General features: G+C 37.5%; 20 protein-coding genes. 10 read left to right on the top strand and 10 right to left on the bottom strand.

What is annotated here, in order from left to right; all coding sequences use genetic code 11:
• The first annotated feature begins 29 nt into the window (after positions 1–29).
• The 3 genes from ACXYMX_RS13210 (at position 30) to ACXYMX_RS13200 (ending at position 2,704) form a co-directional block, all read left to right on the top strand.
• Positions 30–1,667 carry a peptide MFS transporter gene (locus tag ACXYMX_RS13210; RefSeq protein WP_459044712.1) on the top strand — a complete coding sequence of 546 codons (1,638 nt, stop codon included), beginning with the start codon at positions 30–32 and terminating at the stop codon, positions 1,665–1,667.
• 152 nt (positions 1,668–1,819) lie between these two features.
• Entirely contained in the window at positions 1,820–2,242 is a 423-nt protein-coding gene (locus ACXYMX_RS13205; RefSeq protein WP_459044711.1) for a DUF948 domain-containing protein, read from the top strand.
• 18 nt (positions 2,243–2,260) lie between these two features.
• Positions 2,261–2,704, top strand: a complete 444-nt coding sequence (locus ACXYMX_RS13200) for a DUF948 domain-containing protein (RefSeq protein ID WP_459044710.1) — start codon at positions 2,261–2,263, stop codon at positions 2,702–2,704.
• 38 nt (positions 2,705–2,742) lie between these two features.
• Here ACXYMX_RS13200 and ACXYMX_RS13195 read toward each other — a convergent pair whose 3' ends face one another.
• Both ACXYMX_RS13195 and ACXYMX_RS13190 read right to left on the bottom strand, forming a co-directional pair.
• Positions 2,743–3,249 (bottom strand): DUF948 domain-containing protein, encoded by a 507-nt coding sequence (locus ACXYMX_RS13195; protein WP_459044709.1) that lies wholly within the window; start codon positions 3,247–3,249, stop codon positions 2,743–2,745.
• Between the two features lie 11 nt (positions 3,250–3,260).
• On the bottom strand, positions 3,261–3,683 hold the full coding sequence (locus ACXYMX_RS13190; protein ID WP_459044708.1) for a DUF948 domain-containing protein: 423 nt from the start codon (positions 3,681–3,683) through the stop codon (positions 3,261–3,263).
• 181 nt (positions 3,684–3,864) lie between these two features.
• On the opposite strand from ACXYMX_RS13190, the gene ACXYMX_RS13185 reads away from it, so the two are divergent.
• The 4 genes from ACXYMX_RS13185 to ACXYMX_RS13170 all read left to right on the top strand — a co-directional run bounded on the left by ACXYMX_RS13185 (position 3,865) and on the right by ACXYMX_RS13170 (position 8,030).
• Positions 3,865–4,866, top strand: coding sequence for a DUF1646 family protein (locus ACXYMX_RS13185; RefSeq protein ID WP_459044755.1), 1,002 nt, complete (start codon positions 3,865–3,867; stop codon positions 4,864–4,866).
• A gap of 39 nt (positions 4,867–4,905) precedes the next feature.
• Positions 4,906–5,652, top strand: coding sequence for an arylamine N-acetyltransferase family protein (locus ACXYMX_RS13180; RefSeq protein ID WP_459044707.1), 747 nt, complete (start codon positions 4,906–4,908; stop codon positions 5,650–5,652).
• A gap of 776 nt (positions 5,653–6,428) precedes the next feature.
• Positions 6,429–7,058, top strand: coding sequence for a glycerol-3-phosphate acyltransferase (locus tag ACXYMX_RS13175; protein WP_459044706.1), 630 nt, complete (start codon positions 6,429–6,431; stop codon positions 7,056–7,058).
• Between the two features lie 72 nt (positions 7,059–7,130).
• Entirely contained in the window at positions 7,131–8,030 is a 900-nt protein-coding gene (locus tag ACXYMX_RS13170) for a diacylglycerol/lipid kinase family protein (protein WP_459044705.1), read from the top strand.
• 28 nt (positions 8,031–8,058) lie between these two features.
• Here ACXYMX_RS13170 and ACXYMX_RS13165 read toward each other — a convergent pair whose 3' ends face one another.
• Entirely contained in the window at positions 8,059–8,946 is an 888-nt protein-coding gene (locus tag ACXYMX_RS13165) for a polysaccharide deacetylase family protein (protein ID WP_459044704.1), read from the bottom strand.
• On the bottom strand, positions 8,947–9,162 hold the full coding sequence (locus ACXYMX_RS13160) for a hypothetical protein (protein WP_459044703.1): 216 nt from the start codon (positions 9,160–9,162) through the stop codon (positions 8,947–8,949).
• Between the two features lie 68 nt (positions 9,163–9,230).
• Between ACXYMX_RS13160 and ACXYMX_RS13155 the strand changes: the two genes are divergently transcribed.
• Positions 9,231–11,171: a GTP-binding protein gene (locus ACXYMX_RS13155; RefSeq protein WP_459044702.1), complete on the top strand. Its 1,941-nt coding sequence runs from the start codon at positions 9,231–9,233 to the stop codon at positions 11,169–11,171.
• Between the two features lie 69 nt (positions 11,172–11,240).
• On the opposite strand, the gene ACXYMX_RS13150 is transcribed toward ACXYMX_RS13155, so the two are convergent.
• Positions 11,241–11,849 carry a methyltransferase gene (locus ACXYMX_RS13150; RefSeq protein WP_459044701.1) on the bottom strand — a complete coding sequence of 203 codons (609 nt, stop codon included), beginning with the start codon at positions 11,847–11,849 and terminating at the stop codon, positions 11,241–11,243.
• A 160-nt stretch (positions 11,850–12,009) separates the two neighbouring features.
• On the opposite strand from ACXYMX_RS13150, the gene ACXYMX_RS13145 reads away from it, so the two are divergent.
• Positions 12,010–13,494 carry a catalase gene (locus ACXYMX_RS13145; protein WP_459044700.1) on the top strand — a complete coding sequence of 495 codons (1,485 nt, stop codon included), beginning with the start codon at positions 12,010–12,012 and terminating at the stop codon, positions 13,492–13,494.
• Between the two features lie 102 nt (positions 13,495–13,596).
• Here the strand turns inward: ACXYMX_RS13145 and ACXYMX_RS13140 are convergent, their stop codons facing one another.
• From ACXYMX_RS13140 to fdhF, 5 genes are all read right to left on the bottom strand, one after another.
• Positions 13,597–15,036 carry an amidase gene (locus ACXYMX_RS13140; protein WP_459044699.1) on the bottom strand — a complete coding sequence of 480 codons (1,440 nt, stop codon included), beginning with the start codon at positions 15,034–15,036 and terminating at the stop codon, positions 13,597–13,599.
• A 148-nt stretch (positions 15,037–15,184) separates the two neighbouring features.
• Positions 15,185–16,225: a nicotinate-nucleotide--dimethylbenzimidazole phosphoribosyltransferase gene (cobT, locus tag ACXYMX_RS13135; protein WP_459044698.1), complete on the bottom strand. Its 1,041-nt coding sequence runs from the start codon at positions 16,223–16,225 to the stop codon at positions 15,185–15,187.
• A 24-nt stretch (positions 16,226–16,249) separates the two neighbouring features.
• Positions 16,250–17,191, bottom strand: coding sequence for a heme o synthase (cyoE, locus tag ACXYMX_RS13130; RefSeq protein WP_459044697.1), 942 nt, complete (start codon positions 17,189–17,191; stop codon positions 16,250–16,252).
• 215 nt (positions 17,192–17,406) lie between these two features.
• The gene (locus ACXYMX_RS13125; protein WP_459044696.1) at positions 17,407–17,892 is read right to left on the bottom strand and encodes a helical membrane plugin domain-containing protein; all 486 of its coding nucleotides are present in this window, start codon (positions 17,890–17,892) and stop codon (positions 17,407–17,409) included.
• A gap of 6 nt (positions 17,893–17,898) precedes the next feature.
• A complete protein-coding gene (gene fdhF / locus ACXYMX_RS13120) occupies positions 17,899–20,832 on the bottom strand; it encodes a formate dehydrogenase subunit alpha (protein ID WP_459044695.1) in 2,934 nt (977 codons plus the stop codon).
• 177 nt (positions 20,833–21,009) lie between these two features.
• Here fdhF and fdhD point away from each other — a divergent pair, with 177 nt between their 5' ends.
• The gene (gene fdhD, locus ACXYMX_RS13115; protein WP_459044754.1) at positions 21,010–21,774 is read left to right on the top strand and encodes a formate dehydrogenase accessory sulfurtransferase FdhD; all 765 of its coding nucleotides are present in this window, start codon (positions 21,010–21,012) and stop codon (positions 21,772–21,774) included.
• The last annotated feature ends 178 nt before the right edge of the window (positions 21,775–21,952 follow it).

The following is a 21,952-nucleotide window of genomic DNA, read 5'->3' as shown; positions in this document are numbered from 1 at the left end:
CATTAAAAACATCTAAGGGAGTGTATACATTGTCAAAATTTACGAAGCAGCAAATCATTGAAAGCGTCCCTCAAAAAGGATTTTTTGGACATCCAAAAGGACTCCTCACATTATTCTTCACTGAGTTTTGGGAGCGGTTCTCATATTATGGTATGAGGGCAATTCTTGTTTACTATATGTATTACGAACTTTCGCAAGGTGGTCTGGGACTAAGTAAGCCTCTTGCACTGTCAATCATGTCAATTTACGGTTCCTTAGTGTACATGTCGGGAATTATTGGCGGATGGCTTGCAGATCGGATCTTCGGTACTTCAAAAGCGGTATTCTACGGTGGAGTTCTAATTATGCTTGGTCACATCGCCCTAGCTATTCCAGGAAGTTTAACGCTGTTTTTCATCTCAATGCTTCTGATCGTACTTGGTACAGGCCTTCTAAAACCGAACGTTTCGAGTATTGTTGGTGAAATTTATCCTGAAACTGATAACCGTCGTGATGCTGGATTCAGTATCTTTTATATGGGTATCAATATGGGTGCATTTATCTCCCCACTTATTACCGGTGGTTTGATGAAAATCAACTTCCATCTTGGATTCGGAGTAGCGGCTATTGGGATGTTCTTCGGATTGCTTCTCTTTGTATTAACAAAAAAGAAAAATCTAGGACTCGCAGGCCAACAAGTTCCAAATCCACTGGAACAAAATGAAAAGAAAAAAGTAATTTTAATTTTTACTGTTTCAGTACTCTTTATTACGGCATTAGTCGGCGGTAGTTTTATGGAAACCGAATTTAATCTTGGATTTACTTTTCTTACGTTAGTTCTATTCGGTGGATTCTTCTACTTTGGTTTCGTAAAGAAAAAATTAACAACGACATTCTCTATATTTGCGTTTCTTTCAGCAGTTCTTTTCGCGTTCAGCCTACCAAATGGATGGTTAACTTTCGATTCATTTATAGCCATTGTTGGAGTACTTGGTTTCCTAATTCCTACAATTTATTTTGTAGTCATGTACAGAAGCCCTAAAACGAATAAAGTGGAACAATCACGCATACTAGCTTTTATTCCCTTGTTTTTAGCTTCGGTCATGTTTTGGGCGATTCAAGAACAAGGATCAACGATATTTGCAGTGTATGCAGATACACGAATTGACCTTAATTTTTTCGGTATTGAAATTTCACCTGCTTGGTTCCAATCGTTCAACCCTTTATTTATAATTACTCTTGCACCCCTTTTCGCTTGGCTTTGGGTTAAACTTGGGGACAGACAGCCATCTATTCCACAAAAGTTTTCACTAGGACTACTTTTTGCTGGATTGTCTTTCATCATTATTTTACTACCAGGCTACCTAGGTGGTACGGACGCACTTGTGAATCCTTTATGGTTAGTATTAAGTATTTTTGTAGTTGTATTAGGAGAACTTCTTCTTTCTCCCGTAGGCTTATCAGCTACTACCAAATTGGCTCCGGCAGCATTCTCAGCACAAACAATGAGCCTATGGTTCTTGTCGAACGCCGCTGCACAAGCGTTAAATGCACAAATCGTAAAATTCTATTCACCTAAAAATGAAATGTTGTATTTCGGAACAATTGGCGGAATAGCTATTCTATTAGCCATTATCCTATTCTTAGTTTCACCTATCATTCAGCGCTTCATGAAAGGTGTTCGCTAATCAAATAGCCTACTTATTTGGAAAGCATGATTCTTATTGGATCATGCTTTTTTTAGTATACAAATCCAGTTTAAGGAATCATTGTTTACCAAAGCCCAAAAAGTGGTATTATTAATGTAGCACTACTTTATAGAAATGGAGGTGAGCGCTAAGTGGAGTTTCTATTATATGCAAGTGCACTAATTGCTGCACTTTCATTACTACTTATCGCAATTTTTGTTATTATTACTCTGAAAAGCGCTAAACAAACAATGGCGGACGTTTCAAAAACACTGGAGCGTGTTGAAACGAAGCTCGGTGGAATCACAGAAAAGACAGAGAGTTTACTTATGAAGACAAATGAGATTGCGGAAGATGCGGAGAGAAAAATGCAGTCCATAGATGTTCTTGCAAAATCTGCTGAAAATCTAGGACATTCTGCAGGCTTTATGAATAAATCCATAAAGGATGTTGCTACTCAAGTTTCGAATCCGCCAGAGAAGTACACAAAAATCATGGAACAAGCTAGTGTAGTTACGGAAACAATCGCGAGGATGTATTATAGTCTTCAAAGAGAAAAGAACAACCACAAATAAGCAAAAGAGGTGACCAATTTGGACTGGTTAGGTATAGGTGTAGTTTTTATCGGAATCGCATTACTTATTCTTACTTTTTTGTTAATCAAACCATTAACGAAATTGGCAGTTGTTCTTGACAGCTTACAGAAAACGACTGATGGACTCCCTACTGTACTCGAAAATACATCTAAACAAGCAGCTGAGATCTTCCAAAAAGGGAACGAAACGCTTGCGCATGTAAACAATGAGATAAATCAAATCACTCCTGTCTTTTATATAGTCCGTGATGCTGGTGAATCATCCCAAGAATTATCTTCTCTTGCACTTGATAAAACACTTGCTTTGAAAAGTCATACGACCGAGGCAAGAGAATTTGCACTCCGCCAAAGACTTCAAGGAATTTATGCACCTCTTGCTTTTTTCTTCTTTCTCTATCAAAGAAGAAAACAAATCAAACAGGCACTTTCAATGACAGAATAAAAAAACACGTATGAAGAAAAAATCTTCATACGTGTTTTTTATATTTTTACATCATTGGTTGCAGCTGCATTCATATCGATAATTTCATTTGAGCGCTTCTCACCTTCAACAAATAACTTTGATTTCTTTAGGCCCTTGCGCTTACCAAATAAATAATAACCTAGGGCAGTTGAACCATAAATGCCACCCAATTTTTTATTTTGATTCGTTGTATCCGCGGCATCTAGTTTCTTTGAACCCGTTTTGGTTACATCAACCAATGCCGATGAAAACTTACGCGTAGATTCACCAACATCGCCGACAATATGAAAAATCGGAGTTAGTGTTCCAAGCTTTTCATTCACATCCGCTAATGTGTTATTTGTGTTATGTAACAATTCACCAGTTTCATTCATAAGCGTGTCCAGTTGCTTTGGTAACAGCTCCACTGTTTTGTCGACACCACTTAATATCGAAGCTAAATTCTTTAAAATTCTAGCTAAGAAAATTGCGATTATTAAAATTGCGATACCTATGAGTAATATGCCGATTCCAACTAAATCCATTAATTATTCCCTCACTTCTTACTATATTTTTTCCCCTTCATCCATGAATCAAATAAAGTAGATGTAAACTCACTGAATTGAATTGCCCGAACAAATGGCTTTAAACCACCCGCTGATTCGCTCTTTGAATATGTTTTCGTCACTGAAAGTAATTTTCCACTCGCAATGGATGTAGCCTGTCCGACATTTTGTATAGATGCAAACAACCCGTCGGTAGCTTGTAGTTTTTCTTTTACGTCACTTGCCGTCTGTTCTGTTTCAACAACTAAATTTTCTACTTCAATGACCATCTGATCCAATTTTCCCTCCGTAGCAGAGATAGTGTTACCGAGGGTTGAAAAAAGTGATGTAATTCGGATAAGTATTGTTATCATATAGATCGAAGTTATTGCAAATGCTACAGCGACTAGAAATACTGCTATATTTATATACATCTTTTGGATTCCACCTCCATATATATCATATACCACAAACAAACTCTTTTTAAAACTTATATCCTGAAATAAAAATGATTCTTCCAGACATTTTACTATTTTAACGCCTAACTTTTTATAATAAGCTTCATGATATACTAATTAGTATAGATAAGGGGATGTAACAAAGTTGCTTGGGCTAATGATTATTTTGATGCTCGTACTCTTCATGCCGTTTACAGTAAGAACAGTTGAACGGAACCTAGAAGTATTTTTGTTCATAATGGGCACTTCTGCCGTTATCGTTAGCCAGGTTCTTAACACGGATTTGATAATCAAAGCTTTACTTGATCCACTCACTATAACTTTCGCAGTAATTGTTGCAGGCTTCTTATTCCGTTGGCTTCAGAATCCTATCGAAAAAGGAATTATAGGAATGAGTACTAGAATTCCTTTCCGCTTATTTATTGCACTTGTTGTCATCGTATTAGGGCTAATCTCCAGTATAATTACTGCGATAATAGCAGCGATTGTACTTGTCACAATTGTAGGGGTTTTAAATCTCGAAAGAAAATCAGAAATTCGCTTGGTCATTATTGCTTGCTATTCAATTGGTCTCGGCGCAGCACTTACACCAATTGGTGAACCTCTTTCGACAATTGCAACTAGTAAACTTAATGAAGATTTTTTCTATCTACTGCGATTGATAGGACCAGATGTAATTCCAGGTGTGGTCATTTTTGGAGTCCTAGCTGCTGCAATTATCAATCCAACGATTGAAAAAAAAGGAGAATCAGCTAGCCAAAAGACAGAAACTTATTTCGAAATTATCATTCGGGGATTTAAGGTGTATTTGTTTGTAATGGCATTGACACTCTTAGGCGCAGGTTTTGAACCCCTTATTGAAAACTATCTACTTGGATTTAGTCACCTAGCTCTTTACTGGATCAATATGATTTCAGCAGTGTTGGATAACGCTACATTAGCAGCAGCAGAAATTAGTCCTCGTATGGATGGTCCTACTATAAAAGCCATATTACTCGGACTGCTTATTAGTGGCGGTATGCTAATACCGGGAAATATCCCGAACATAATTGTTGCTGGTAAACTTCGGATTACAAGTGCAGAATGGGCACGTTTTGGTGTTCCAGTTGGTCTAATTGCAATGGTTTTTTATTTCATAGTTATCGTAACAGTTGGTTAATGAATTCGTAAACATATTATAGAAAAGGTGATTAACGAAATGGATGTAAAACAATATTTAAAGCGATTTGGCGCTGAATCTTTCACCGACATCTCTTTATCAAATTTAACGAAATTACAAGAACTACATATGCAACATATCCCATTTGAGAATTTGGACGTTATTCGTAGAGTCCCCATCTATTTAAACTTACAAACGATATACGATAAAATTGTCGGACACAACCGTGGAGGTTATTGTTACGAAGTTAATGGCCTCTTTCACTGGTTACTCATTGAGCTTGGATATACTGCTCACTTTGTTCCTGCAACTGTAAAAAGGCCGAACGGTATTTGGGCGAAAGAACATACGCATGTTGCACTGATAGTTAAGTTAGATGTTCCCTACTTGCTAGATGTTGGATTTGGTGCGGCTACTCCCCGCGTTCCAATACCTTTAGATGGAAGTATCCAGCAAGATATAAGTAGTTTTTATCGTATAGAAAGACTTGCAGATGATTCGCTGGATTTGATCCAGAAAAACGAAGTTGGCGAACGGATATTATATAGGTTTACATTGGATTATAAAAACTTACCTGACTTTCATGAAGGTTGTGTATTCAATCAAGTTTCAGAAGGCTCATCTTTTACTCACTTTGATATCATTACTCGTTCTACTCCTACAGGAAGAATTACGTTAACAAATAATGAACTTAGCATTACTGATAATAGTGTAGAAACTTCAATTACCGTAACTGACAAAGAAAAAGAGTCCATCTTAAGTAATTATTTCAAAATTGTTCTATAAAATTAGTTCATTTCGCTCATTTTTAGTTAAATCTAAATTATTAGTTTACTTTGAACTGAAACAATGTATAATGAAGATACAAGGTAAACATCGGAGAAAAGAAAACGTAGACGAGTAACCTACAATTTCCTTTCAACGACGAACTGCAACAACCTTGGCGGAAAATTTGCTTTACTGGCGAAAGGCACTCTCGTCAGGAATCGTACGAATAGATTCCAACAAGTTCGTGTATCACTAGCAGTAAAACGGTAAGTTTTTTGTACAAGTGCATTTTGTGAGTTGATGAGTTCTTTATTGTCGGCTCAACTAGATCGCACAGACGGGATGTTCAGATGTATCGTCAGAAAGAACAGTTTGTGAAAAGAACGTAGGAACTAACAAATTTTCCGAGAATACCCCCGAAATCGGGGAAGAAAAAGGCATGGTCCTAGTGGATCATGCTTTTTTCGTTGTATTATTTTGTACTTATCGCCCAGTTCTCTAACTTGAGCAGTTAAACACTAACACTTTTACAATTCTTAAGGACCTTTCAAAACAAATTAAAACGAGTCTTCACTCACCCACTACCCCTAATTGATTCGCGAAGTTTACATTAATGCTCAAATCCACATAAATTAATAGATTAGTAGATGACTGGTTTACATCCATTTTTATAGTATTCCGCTTCTTTTTTCATATACTATCAATATAAGCTTGCTGTTCTTGTTTTTTCATCGGATAATAATTATGTAGCTCTCCCCTTGTTTCTTAAAATGTTTTGTAGAGAGGTGTTCTTTATGTTGGTGTGGCTAGGAGCTATTCTTATTGGAGGATATTTTGTTGGCTGTGTCCATGGATCTGTTCTTGCGCAGAAAATATCTGGCGTAAATATGAAAGAATCTGGCACGAAAAATGCTGGTGCTTCAAATGTTGCAATTGTTCTCGGACTAAAATTCGGTGCACTAGTTGCTGCAATTGATATTAGTAAAGGTGCACTTGCAATTATGATTACCCGATTACTTATCAAACCTGTAGGATTTTCAGAAGATGTTATCTGGTTGTTACTCTTTTCGGTAGCAGGAGCAATCATGATTGGTCATATATTCCCCTTTTACATGAAGTTTAATGGAGGGAAAGGAACAGCAAGTTTAATTGGTATATTACTAGCGTTAGACTGGAAAATTGGATTGATTGCACTCGCGATATTCATCCTTGTTTCAATCGTAACGGACTTCCTAATATTCGGCATCCTAATGCTTTATCTATCGCTAATTATGGTTGCCATCTGGATTGCTACTGGGCTCTGGCCACTCATTATAGCAATTACTTTATTTATCATTGCAATCCTAAAACATATTGAAAATGTACGTAACTTGAGGGCTGGAAATGAAAAACGCGTGTCCTCCGTAATCCGTAAAAAGAATTAGGTACTTAGAAAACATATTTGGACTTTGAAAATAAAGTAATCGTTTTGTTTTTAGAAGAAAGTGGGGAATCATATGTACCTATTTATTATTAATCCTACAGCAGGAAATGGGCAGGCAAGGATGCTTTGGGATGAAACAGAGACTAAACTAAAACAACTAGAAATACCCTATAAAGCTTTAATGAGTCATTCTGAATTAGCAACACGAAAGTTCATCCAGGACAATGTCCAAACGAATTCGATTTCTAGTATAGGATTGATAGGTGGTGATGGGACGGTTGGTTCTGTCATTCAGGCAGTGGCAGGAACGTCTATTTCTTTGGCTATTCTACCTGCTGGTTCCGGAAATGATACAGCAAGAATGTTTCAACTAACATCCGATCCGGATCAATTTGTTAAAGGACTTATTGAAAACAAGGTTAAAACGATTGATTTATTAAAAGTTGAAAATCGCTATGGAATGACAATTGCTGGAGTCGGGGTAGATGCAGTTATTGGAAGGAGAGCCGATCGTTCATTTTATAAACCAATATTAAATAAAGTGAGGTTGGGATCATTTGCTTATACTATAGCTGCCATAATAACGATTCTTACTTTCAAACCCTTCTCATCAACAGTATCTGTTGATGGAATAGATTTCACATCAAATAAAACTTGGTTGATAGCCATCGGAAATACATCTTCCTATGGGGGTGGTCTCATTGTTTGCCCACAAGCTTCATCAAATGATTCACTCCTAAATATTACAATCCTTCACGATGTAGGACGCATGACGATATTACTTCGTTTATTTCCAGCTTTACTTAAAGGAGAGCCTATTATTCAGGAAGGAGTTACCTATATGTCTGGAAAGCAAGTACATACAGAAACAAATCGACCCGTTTATGTCGTTATGGATGGGGAAGTTGTTCAGTCAACACCTCTAGACATAGAAGTCCGTGAACAAGCGCTAAAGTTGATTGAAACTACATAAAAAGCGCCACTTCTAAGAAGCAGCGTACTTAATTTGATATAAGTTGTTTATTTTTCAACAAAACAAACTCAAAACCTTGCTCTCTTAACACTGGCACTGCTTTCTTAACACCATCCGCGGTTCCACTTTGCGGTTGGTTCATATGTAAAAGAGCGATGGAACCTTTTTTTGAATTAAGTAGTGCCTTTTTCACTTGTTCACTGGAAAAAGTTGCTCCAGCATCTCCTAGTACATCGAAATTAACAACTTGATAGTCTAGCGCATTTGCCAAGCCAACGGCGACTTCATCATAATATGCCGTTCCTGATCTGAATAATGTCATCTCGATACCCGTTAACAACTTGACCGTTTCATGGTTGTCCATAATTTCATCATGCGCTTCTTGTACAGATGTTGTCGCCTGGATTCCCCAGGCTTCCCCACCAACTACTGATAAAGGTTTATGGTGTGTTCCATGATTTTCAATCTGAAATAGCGGATTCGCTGCTAACTCAATAAAAAGCTCTTCGTTTGCACGAATCCATCTTTCATTCACAAATAATGTTGCAGGCACTTGTTCCGATTTTAAAAAAGATATTAGCTTCTCATCATACCCACTTCCGTGGGCACCTCCACATGCATCAAACGTAAGCGCAATTACTTGCTCGTTTGTTTCTATGCGTGTCATCACTCCGTCAACACGTTCTCCCCATTGATGTGGAGTCTGTTCAAATACATTTAAATCTATCGGTTCGATTTGTTCTTCAGCTGCTATTTCAGGTTTTAACGTCTCAACTTCTGGAAGAACGATAGGAACAATCAACTCTTCTTTTTCATCTGCAAACGAAATTTCTTCTACCGCTTCTTGACTACATCCAGCTACGAATACTGTAATAAGTCCAAGTATAATAAATCGGTTTCGCTTCGTTTTCGCCATTTACAATTCCTGATAATCCCTTTGATAAATTCCTCCATCTTTCACATCTGAATGGTATATCGCTTTTAAAGCAAAACTTTTCTCTAAATCATGCTCCTTCATTACTTGCTTCAACTTATCCGATAATTCTTTATGATTTTTAACGAGTTTTTCCATCTTTGATTTTGTATATTGCATTTTTATCATCTCCATTAATTTATTTTTCAAGTATACCACGAATGATTCCCCTACCCAAAAGAAGAGTTTGTTATACTGAATCATAAGTAGAATCTGAGGTGACGTATATGTTTAAAACAATCGGTATTCTCGCACATGTCGATGCAGGTAAAACAACCTTTACAGAACAATTGCTTTACCATACAAAGAGTATTCGGCAACGAGGCCGCGTGGATCATAAAGACACATTTCTAGATAGTCACAGTATAGAGAAAGACCGCGGTATTACCGTTTTTGCAGATCAAGCTACATTTTTTTATAATGATTCAACCTACACGATTATTGATACCCCAGGCCACGTCGATTTTTCACCGGAAATGGAGCGCTCCATCCAAGTAATGGATTATGCCGTTGTCCTCATAAATGCAGTTGATGGCATAGAGGGACACACTGAAACTGTGTGGAATCTTTTAGAGAAACATAGAGTTCCTACCTTTTTCTTTATCAATAAAACGGACCGTGAAGGCGCCGATGTTGAACGGGTAATTCATGAGTTTCATAGACAGTTAACAATTGATACAATAGCTCTTTCATCATCTTTTAACGCCAACAAGATGGAAGAAAAACTCATTGAATTTATTGCTGAACGTGATGAAAATCTTTTTGAACGATATATGGATACTGGTTATAACGATGAAATCTGGCTCGATACTTTCAAATCAATGATTCGCAAAAGAGAGGCATTTCCGTGTTTCAGTGGCTCTGCTTTGCAAGACGATGGTATCCTTAATTTTTTAAGTAGTTTAGATATGCTAACAACCACTTCCTACAATTCTGAGGAAGATTTTGCAGCGCGTATATATAAAATTCGACATGATGAAAGTCTTAATAGAATTACTTTTCTGAAGCTGCTTAGCGGAACACTGAAAGTTCGAGATGAAGTACATACAAACGGAGCAATTGAAAAAATTACTCAAATGCGCGTTTACAATGGCAATAAGTTTAAAGCAATTGAGACTGCACAAGCTGGTGAACTTATTGCAGTTTCTGGTCTTTCTTCCAATGCAATTGGCGATGGTATTGGAACGCTCGAAGATAAAATGCTTTTTGAACTAATTCCAACACTCACATCTAAAGTTGTTTTCAGTGAAAATATCCACATAAAAGATATATTAAAATGCTTCACCCTCTTAGACGCTGAAGACCCTTCACTACATGTCATTTGGGATAGTTATGTACAAGAAATTCATGTCCACGTTATGGGAGTTATCCAACTCGAAGTATTGAAACAAATTGTGAGTGATCGATTTCAATTCGAGATAACATTTGATGAACCCAAAATCATATATAAAGAAACCGTCAATTCAACTGTTGTTGGTTACGGACACTTTGAACCTTTAAGGCATTATGCAGAAGTACATATAAAAATTGAACCTTCTGAACGAAATAGCGGGATTTCTTTTGAGAATGTATGTCATTCAACTGATTTGTCTGTTGGCAACCAAAATCTCGTACGGAGTCACTTGTTCGAACAAAATCACCACGGGCTCTTAACTGGATCAACTCTAACCGACATCAAAATAACGCTCCTAACTGGACGCGGACACAACGAACATACTTCCGGTGGTGACTTTAGAGAAGCAACTTATAGAGCATTAAGACAAGGCCTTGAACAAGCTGATAATATACTACTTGAGCCTTACTACTCCTATAAATTAAAAATAGATTCAGATCATATTGGACGCGCACTCTCCGATATTCAAAAAGCACATGGAAATTTCTCGTCTCCTGAAACGCACGCAGACAAAGTCATAATTGAAGGGAAGGTACCTGTTTCAACATTTATGAACTATAGTAGAACGCTAGCTTCCTATACGAACGGGAAAGGTGTACTGCGTCTTCAATTTGGAGGCTATGACGTATGTCATAATTCGGAGGAAGTCATAAATACTTTTGGCTACAATAAAGACGCCGATCCTGAATACACCTCAACCTCAATCTTTTGTATCCACGGGAAAGGCTATAAAGTCCCTTGGGATCAGGCAAAAAAATCAATGCATTGCATCTAATCCGATTTGAGTAAGGATAATTCAAAAGAGCCTTCATTTTATTAATGAAGGCCATGATTAGAAAAAATATTACATCTCTAGTCTAAATATTAAAAATCGCTCGTTTTCATTATGTTCAAAATACCTTGGAACTTTAATATCTTCAAATAACTCAAAACTAGTGTTGGTATCAAGAAATTCGATATAATCAACTGTTGGATAATATAAAATTATGTCGATAAGTCTGTAATCTTTCTCTACCGAAAGCAAGATATTATCAATAACCTTCATAAAAATTTGTACAGAAAATGGGTTGAAAAAATAGAATTTGTTTTCTAACTTCCCTACTGTATATTCTTCTGCTAAACAACACTCAAAGCGTACATAAGAGTCAAATTTATTCATTTTCCTCATATAACTCGCTTGATTCTCAAGAGCCTCTTGATGAAGTTGCCCACTCATCTCAATTCCTGTAACTGGGATGTTAAAGCGATTATGCACATAGAAACTAAACCTTCCTTTACCACATCCAAAATCAACCATTACATCATTTTCATCTGGGGCATATTCATCGAAGAGTGTCTCTAAAGCTTCGTAAGGTGTTGCTTCATAACGATTGTAATGTACAGAATTATTTATTGGTTCACGAGTACCTGTTGTTTGAATTCGTAATAATCGATCTTGTTCTTTATCATTCAAATGACACACCTTCTTTCAAAATAAACTACCATCATTTCGCAACTATGAAACTAGACATTATTGGTAATCTTCTAATATAAGTAATGTTTATTAGGAGTTTTTTAAAATGTTTGATATAATTATTAAGTAAGTTCTATTATTAACTAAGGAGTGAATGTTAATGAGTAACAAGGAAAACAAAAAAAAGCTAACAACCGCTGCAGGTGCACCGGTTCCTGACAATCAAAACTCCATGACTGCTGGGCCAAGGGGTCCTATGCTGTTACAAGATGTATGGTTTTTAGAAAAACTTGCTCATTTCGATCGTGAGGTAATTCCTGAGCGACGCATGCATGCTAAAGGTTCTGGTGCATATGGAACATTTACTGTAACACATGATATTACAAAATACACAAACGCAAAACTTTTCTCAGATATTGGGAAGAAAACAGAAATGTTCGTTCGATTTTCGACAGTAGCTGGTGAACGTGGGGCTGCTGATGCGGAGCGCGACATTCGAGGATTTTCAATGAGATTTTACACAGAAGAAGGAAACTGGGACCTTGTTGGTAACAACACCCCTGTATTCTTTTTCAGAGATCCACTTCAATTTCCTGATTTGAACCATGCAGTTAAACGTGATCCACGTACGAATATGCGTAGCGCAAACAACAACTGGGACTTCTGGACAGGATTACCTGAAGCACTTCACCAAGTAACAATTCTTATGAGTGACCGTGGAATACCAGAATCATACCGGACTATGCATGGTTTTGGTAGTCATACATTCAGTATGATTAATGCAGATAACGAACGTGTCTGGGTGAAATTTCACATGCGTTCACAACAAGGTATTGAGAACTTAAGTGACGAAGAAGCCGTCTCGGTTGTCGGAGTAGACCGAGAGAGTCATCAGCGTGACTTGTATGACAACATCGAAGAAGGCAACTTCCCTAAATGGAAAATGTATATTCAAGTGATGACAGAAGAAGAAGCGAATAATATGCCTTATAACCCCTTTGATCTTACAAAAGTATGGTACAAAAAAGATTTTCCACTTATCGAAGTTGGAGAATGGGAACTAAACCGGAATCCAGAAAACTATTTTGCTGAAGTAGAGCAAGCTGCATTCACACCGGCAAACGTAGTTCCGGGTATCAGCTTCTCGCCGGACAAGATGTTGCAAGGACGTCTGTTCTCTTATGGCGATGCACAGCGTTATCGTTTAGGTGTAAATCATCACCAAATCCCAGTTAATCAACCGAAGTGTCCAGTTCACAGTTTTCACCGTGATGGGGCAATGAGAGTTGACGGGAACCATGGCAGTACACTTCACTATGAGCCAAATAGCTATGGTGAGTGGCAAGAGCAACCAAAATATAAAGAACCTGCTCTGGACATTTTCGGTGCGGCAGACCGTTGGAACTTCCGTGAAGATGATGATAACTATTATGAGCAGCCAGGTAAACTCTTCAATTTAATGACTGATGATAAAAAACAATTATTATATGAAAATACGGCTAGAAATATAGGACCCGCTGACAAGTTTATTCAACTTAAGCACATTGTCCACTGTTACAAAGCAGATCCAGCATACGGACAAGGAGTCGCAGACGCACTCGGTATTGCATGGAGCGAAGTAGAAGCGGCTGGCGGATTAGAATAATTTGTTTTCTTGTGAGAAGGAGCAGTGAACTTACTGCTCCTTTTTTTTCTATAATTATTAGTTATAAGTTAATAAATTTCGTTGACAGACCAAAACAATCAGTTATTTTACTCGTACATAACCTAGAAATTTCTCCTCAAGAAGCTGCCCTACTTTAAAAAGTACAGCTTCATTTCCATTTTTACTTACCAATTGAACAGCTATCGGCATTCCTGATTCATCTAATCCGACTGGAATCGTCAAACTTGGAAGTCCCCATACATTCGCGTAAGCAACATAAGGCATATATTTCATATACGTTTTTCGAATCGAAAATAATTCTTTATATACTCCCCCATGCTTCGTCGCCGCTGAATGATATACAGGAAGAACAACAACACGATTTTCCAAATACCTATCTAACTCTATATCGCCGTGAACTATATATGCACGTATTTCTTCTACTCGTTTTTTAGTAGGTTTAAATAGCGAAGTTCCAATCAGGGCCCAAGACAAATAACGATGATTGTCGGAATTGCCCCCGATAATTTCCTTGAAATATGAACGAATTGGTTGAACTTTTTTGTCGCCATATGCTTCTTTACCTACACCACTTGCCCCATTGATAGACATTATCTCCTGCCATATTCGGGCAGATTCATCGAAAAATGGAGGGATATTGTTTTCGGTAGGTAATGTGCTATTAATCACTTCATATACTTGATCCATTAGTAATTTAGTTTCAAAAGATAAAGGATAATCTGTTTCAGGCAATATGTTTACAGTTATATTATTCAACTGCTTTTCTTCCGCGTTCTTATTCGCTACAATATCGTAAAGTAACTTTGCATCTCGGACAGATTTTGCAATTGGGCCAATCCCTAGCATTCTTTGTTGCAATACTTCTACCTCTGCTGGGTAGCTTCCCGCAGATGAAACTTGTCCTTTGCCTGACTTAAAGCCAATTACTCCATTAAAATGACTTGGGAATCGAATGGAACCCCCAATATCTGACCCTAAACCTACAGCAGCGCCACCAATCGAAATCATAGCGGCCTCCCCACCACTAGAACCTCCAACTGTTTTCGTCAAATCCCGTGGGTTATTTGTACGTCCATATAATTTGTTATCTGTTTCCTGACAAAAACAAAGTTCGGGTGTGTTTGTTTTCCCTAAAATAATTGCACCCTCAGCTTTCAGCCTATGAACGACATCTGCATCTGAACTTTGGACAGCAGTTTTACGAATGACTAGACCGCCTGTAGTTTTCATTCCTTGTACATGAAAAGACTCTTTCATGCTAATAGGTACACCAATCAATTTACCTTCTGCTTTATTTTCCTTTATCCTTCGATCAGTATAAGCTGCTTCTTCCAATGCCTGTTCAAATCGATCTTCTACTAAACAATTAACGGAAGGATTTATTTCTTTAATTTGCTGAATATAGATTTCTACTGTTTCCACAGATGATATTTCTTTATTTTTAATCATTTCAACTAATGCAGTTGCATCTAAGTCTAATATGTTGGCCGTTTTTGTCCCAACATTAATTGATTGTGTCATTTTAGACTCCCCCCTATCATCAGAATAGTAAGTATATTTATATTGTACTCCATGAATTCTAGAAAAGGACTGCAATCGGTTAGATAATTGGAATAAAAAACGATTCACAATGAAGGATTTCCTCAAATGTGAATCGCTAAGTTAAGTCTTATTCGTCTTTTCCTGCAACTCCAGCACCTTTAAATGTTGCCATTTCTTTCAGCATGTTAACAGAAGACTGTAATATTGGATAAGCAACGGCTGCACCTGTACCTTCTCCTAGTCGCATATTCAGATTGAGAATTGGTTCAATCCCTAAGTGATTAATGGCTGTTTTATGTCCCGGCTCAGCAGATTGATGACCTGAAATCATAAAATCTTTTGTTGTTGGAGAGAGCAATTCTGCAATACATCCTGCAACTGTACATATAAAACCATCCAGTAAAATAGGTATCCTTTTTTCTGCAGCAGCGACCATAGCTCCAGCCATGGCTGCTATCTCAAAACCTCCAACTTTAGAAAGTATATCAATTGGATCTTTTGCATTCGGATTATGTAATTTAATCGCTTTGCGAACTACATCTATTTTCTGTTCGTGTTGAGCCGATGAAATGCCTGTACCATAACCAACTATCAATTCAGCATCGGTACCTGTTATAGCCGACAAAAGCGCACTACTCGTAGTTGTGTTTCCAATTCCTACTTCTCCAACTATTAAGCATTTCACTCCACTTTCTAAAAAGCTTATTGCTTCTTCATAGCCTATTTTAACGGCTTGCTGTGCTTCTTCTTTCGTCATTGCGGAGCTCGTCAAAAAACTATCTGTGCCGTTACGAATTTTTTTATGAATAACTTCAGTTTCAGTTATTTCAGCAGCTACACCAACGTCAACAATCCTAAATTCAGCATCGATTAATCGACCAAAAACATTAATTGCCGCTCCGCCTTGAACAATATTCGAAACCATCTGTCTAGTTACTTCTTGAGGGAAAGCAGAGACACCCTCTTTAACAACACCATGATCTGACGCAAATACTAATATTCCTGGAGGTGTTATAGTTGGAAACTTATCTCCAGTTATTTCTACTATCTGTATGGCAAGTTCTTCAAGTCTACCTAAACTCCCAATAGGTTTTGTTAGTGTATTCATATATTCTGTAGCTTTTTGACCCATCTCTTTGTCTAGCGAAGCAATTGTTCCAGCTAACATTCGTTCCCCAACTTTCTTCTGAACTTAATTAAAAAATGGCAAAGTGATAACGATCATCATAATAAATAAAATAGCTAAGTAATTTACGGAAAATAAAAACATCATTTGTGACCACTTGTAATCATTCTTGGTGAAGAACCCACTAATACCCGCGATTAAGAACCCAATATTTAACAAAGCAGCAACCACAAGAAAGACGGTTCCAAGTGATCCTAAAAAGAAAGGCAAAGGAAATAGACAGGCAACGTAAATGACGATTTGTCTTTTAGTAAATGCGATTCCACGAACAACGGGTAGCATTGCAACACCCGCGGCCTTGTATTCATCTTGTCTTTTTATTGCAATCGCAAAGGTGTGTGGCATTTGCCAGATGAAAATAATCAAAGCAAGTACAATTGGAACATAGTGATAACCTGGTGCGATGGCAGTCCATCCGATTAGAGGTGTAACTGCACCCGAAATACTTCCAACAACAGTATTTAACGTATATTTTCTCTTCGACCACATTGTATACAATATAACATACGTAAACCATCCAATGAATGCATAAATAGTTGCTTCAATTGTAGTAAATAATAAAAGAATAATTCCTAATACAGATAAAATAATTCCCATTGCTAAAACTTTTTGTAACGAGATAGTCCCTGTAACAGTAGGGCGGTTTTTAGTTCGAGCCATTTCTTTATCAAGATCAACTTCGTACCAATTATTTAAAAGAAGAGCCCCAGCCATTACAAAAGTACTTCCGATAATCGTTAGTAAAAACACAACTAGGTTTTCAGAAATGGATGTTCCCGTAAAATAAAGTGCTAACCAAAAACCCGTTAATACGGGTAACACATTGGAAATTAATACAGGACCTTTAAAAAGATATATTAGATCCGTAAGCAATGAAGGCTTATCTTGCTCAGTTGTAAGCATAGGTTTTTTCACCAACTGTCCAGAAGTTATCATTTCTTTAGTCATCGTCTATTCTCTCCTCAAAAACGCCAAGCCCAATTCAAAATAAAAAATGGATCCTATATTGGCGAAAGGCATAATTAATTTCATTTTACTATGACTCTTCCTACAAGACAAAGGAAAACTCACTTTTAAAGCTCAGAAGGGCTTTAAAAGTGAACATATAGTGAAATGAACAGGCCTAAGTAGACTTTTAAAAAAATGAATGTCATATCAATTGGTTACCCTTCTTTATTTAATTCTTTTCCCATACCCTTCAGAAAGTGTAATCCATATTTTATCGCACGATTAATATCAGGGTCATTAATGGATTTTATTAAATCGAGCATACCGACAGAGTCCCCATTCTGACCGTACAAATCAATTTCATGTAACCCACTTTGAATGCTAGAAGAAAGCTTTTCAGATACTTCCGGATTGATTGCAGTTAGTAAACCAGATGCATTAATTACATGATTAATAAGATTAGTAATTGGTTCACGCGAAGCTTGGTTTACAGCAATCTCTGCAATATCCTCTTTCGCTTTCAACATTGCATTCACTGCATCCAGAATACCGGCATTATTCAACTCACTTGTTAGCGCAATAATTTTCTGAATGGCTTCATCTTGTAGAGCTAAGTGCGTTTGTAAATTTTCAATTTTAACTTGCTGAACCTCTTCAGGAGTTTGTTCCTTCATTCGGATTGAAGTAATCGGCAGTGCCATCCACTATCACCTCTCTTCTTCTGTAGTTAAATGCACGTATCCAGGGCGCATCCATTTACGCTCTACCTCGACCCCATCTTGTGGATGCCTTTTTTTGTTTCTATGATTTGTTAAAGGGAGTGGACTCTTTCCTTCTATGTTTAGAACTTCCATGCGAACCATAGTTTGTTTGAATGCCGGTGTATTCGTTCGTTCATCAACTGCGGGACCCGTTAAAAAGTTAATCGCAGAATCTTTCTCAACCGAGTTCATAGGTAAAAACAATTCATTATTCTTCACTCGATCTGTGACTAACACAGATAATTTCAATGCTCCGTAAGGCGATACTAAACGAACGAGTGAACCGGTTTGAACGCCACGTTCATCGGCTAAGCTCGGTGAAACTTCAATAAATACACCTGGAAGTTCGGACATTATTCCATCCGACTTATTTGTTAAATTACCTTCGTGAAAATGTTCAAGAAGTCTACCATTGTTAATATGAAGATCGTATTCTTTTGGAAACTTAACAGGCTCTATCCAATCTGAAAGAGCAAATCGAGCTCTTTTGTCTGGGAAATTAAATCCATCTTTATAGAGTAATGGCGTACTTTCTCCGTCCAAACTTCCCCATAAAAAGCTATCCCAGCCTTCCATAGTACTATAATCTGCTTGAGAAAATATCGGTGAAAGACTCGCCATTTCCGCAAAGATTTCACTTGGATGTGTGTAGTTCCAATCAGCATCAAGGCGATTAGCTATTTCTTGGACAATCCACCAATCTGCTTTTGCATCCCCAAGTTCAGGTAATGCTTTATATAGTCGTTGTACTCTTCTTTCCGTGTTCGTAAATGTTCCATCTTTTTCAAGTGACGGAACTGCAGGTAAAATGACATCGGCGTACTGAGCTGTTCGAGAGAAGAATATATCCTGCACGACAAGAAAGTCTAATTTCCCTAGTACGTCATGCACATAATTTGCATTTGAATCGACAAGTGCCATATCTTCACCAACGACATACATTGCCTTCATTATACCTTTGTCTACGGATTGCAGCATTTGAATATTATCGAGTCCAGGCTTGTTGTCGATTTCAACTCCATATGCTTGTTCAAATTTTAATCGTGCCTCATCATCTGTTACGTGTTGATATCCTGGCAACCATCCAGGGAGCGATCCCATATCACACGCGCCTTGTACATTATTATGTCCTCGTAGCGGATAGGCTCCAGCTCCATTTCTCCGATAATTACCTGTAGCTAATAATAGGTTCGATATAGCTGCAGATGTGTCTGAACCCCCTGTGTTTTGTGTGACACCCATTCCCCAAAGAATACACGTTCCATCTGCATCACGAATCATTTCCGCGGTTTTGATAAACATTTCTTTAGAAACACCCGTTATTTTTTCTGCATACTCCAAAGTGTATTTTTGAAGGACTTCTTTGAACTCATCAAATGAATTCACATTCGCATTAATAAATTCTTCAGCATGCCAGCCTTTGTCAATCATGTATTTCGTGACAGCCATCAGCCAAACCTGGTCCGTCCCTTGTTTTGGACTTATAAAAACATCGGAACGCTCTGCCATTTCATTCTTCCTTAAATCAGCAACAATTAACTTTTGACCGTGTAATTTATTTGCTCGTTTCACTCGTGTTGCAAGTACAGGATGTCCTTCTGCAGGATTTGCCCCAACAATTATGACTAGACCAGCTTCCGCAATGTCTTTAATCGTTCCTGCGTCTCCACCCATTCCGACTGTACGAAACAGTCCATCTGTTGCTGGAGACTGACAATACCGTGAGCAATTGTCGACATTGTTCGTTTCAAAGACTTGGCGAGCAAGTTTTTGAACTACGTAGTTTTCCTCATTTGTTATTTTTGAGGAGGAAATGATTCCCACCGCTTCTTTACCAAACTCTTTTTTAATAGCCCCTAATTTTTCAGCAACTAAATCGAGGGCTTCTGCCCAAGTAGATTCAACGAACGAATCTCCTTTTCGAATGAGAGGTTTTGTGAGACGCTCTTCACTATTTACAAAATCCCACCCAAACTTTCCTTTTACACAAGTTGAAATTGCATTCACAGGAGCTTCAGAGACGGGTTGAATTTTCAATATTTTTCGATCCTTTGTCCACACTTCAAACGAACAACCTACTCCACAAAAAGTACAAACTGTTTTCGTTTTCTTAGTTCTTGTCTCCCGCATTGCAGCTTCTATTTCAGATACAGCCATTATCCCGCTATAACTAGGCTCAATGTCTTTTACTAAATCAATCATCGGTGTTAAAATTTCTTCTTTAAGATCCGTCATGAATCCCGCTTCACCAAGCATAGATTTTTCCATTAGTGCATTACATGGACAAACCGTAATGCAATGACCACAACCGACACAAGATGAGTCATTTATTTTGGCGCCACCATCCCATAGTACAATGGGTCGTTCTGCTTCCCAGTCAATCGATAGCGTTTCGTTAACTTGTAGGTTTTGACATACTTCTACGCATTGACCACACGCTATGCACTGATTAGGATCATATCGGTAAAATGGATGAGTAAAGTCGACACTATCTACTGAACATTTTGGCTCATATGGATACTTTTGGTGCTCAATCTCCATTAAGTCAACGGTGTTGTGTATTTTACAGTTTCCATTGTTGTTATCGCATACCGTACAATATAAAAGATGGTTTTCTAAGATTCTATCCATCGCTTCCGTTTGGGATTTCTTTGCATTTGGAGAAGATAGTGATACAGTCATCCCTGAAACCGCTTTCGTTGAACAAGCTCGAAGAAGTCGACCATCTACTTCGACAATACATGTATCACATGTTTCAATTGGGTCCACTTCTGGTAGGTAACAAATTTGTGGATGTTCTATTTTGTGTTGATTGATAATCTGAAGGATTGTCATGCCTTCTGTAAAGTTATATGTAAATCCGTTCATTGTTATAGACATTGGAACACCTTCCTTCTTTATATTAACTAAAGTATGATTATCCTAGATATTAGCGTACACCAAATATACATCTCTGCTATTATTATAGTAAAGATTAGCTGAATTAACAATGAAGTCTAAATACTTTCATTTCTGAAAGGGTGAGAATCGTTGGATAAAGTTACGACACGAAAAATCATGAAATATACAGATGGGCAATTTGTCGAGCTAAATGATGACGTTGTCGTTGAATATCCGGTAACTATCAAAATTAATAGTCGAGAATTTATGACAATCGTCTGCACACCTCAGTATATAGAAGATATGGTCGTTGGCTTTTTAGCTTCTGAAAAAGTTATTGGCAGCTATAAGGAAATTATGAATATAGAAGTGGATGAAAAATTCGGGTTTGTTCATATTACAACAAATAAGTTATATCCGTTTTATGAACAGCTGCACAGCAAACGGTATATTACATCTTGTTGCGGGATGGGTCGACAGGGGTTCATCTTTGCAAATGATGTGTTGACGGCTAAAAAAATGACTGAGAATAAAGTTTCTTTAACACCGAATGATTGCTTTTTTCTTATGAAGGAATTGGAAGATTCTGCGGAACTATTTCAACATACAGGCGGTGTACATAATGCTGCCTTATGCGATCGGAATGGGGTTGTTTTGGCTAGGATGGATATAGGTAGACACAACGCACTTGATAAAATTTACGGGTATTGCTTAAAAAATAATATTTCAGTGACGGATAAAATAATCGTGTTCAGTGGGCGTCTGTCTTCAGAGATTCTGTTAAAAGTTGCAAAAATCGGCTGTGAAGTTGTTTTAACTAAATCCGCTCCAACAGCACTTGCGTTAGAACTTGCTGACGAACTTGGAATTACAGCCGTTGGTTTTGTCCGTGAAAAATCGTTTAATGTATATACACACCCAGAACGAATTACAAACAACTAAAACTACTAATAAAAAAACGATAGCAATTGAATCGAAGCCACTGAAAACATACTAAGATTAGTAGTGTAGACCAAGGCATTGGTTTGCACTACTATTTTTTTGTATAGTAGAGGTGAAGAATAGACCGAATTGGACTTTGGATCTCGAATCCGTACTGAAAACTGGTCTACTTCACCAC

Source organism: Sporosarcina sp. CAU 1771 (assembly GCF_054482775.1).
Note: the sequence above shows the minus strand (reverse complement) of the source record. Positions and strands in the feature narration are given on the sequence as shown.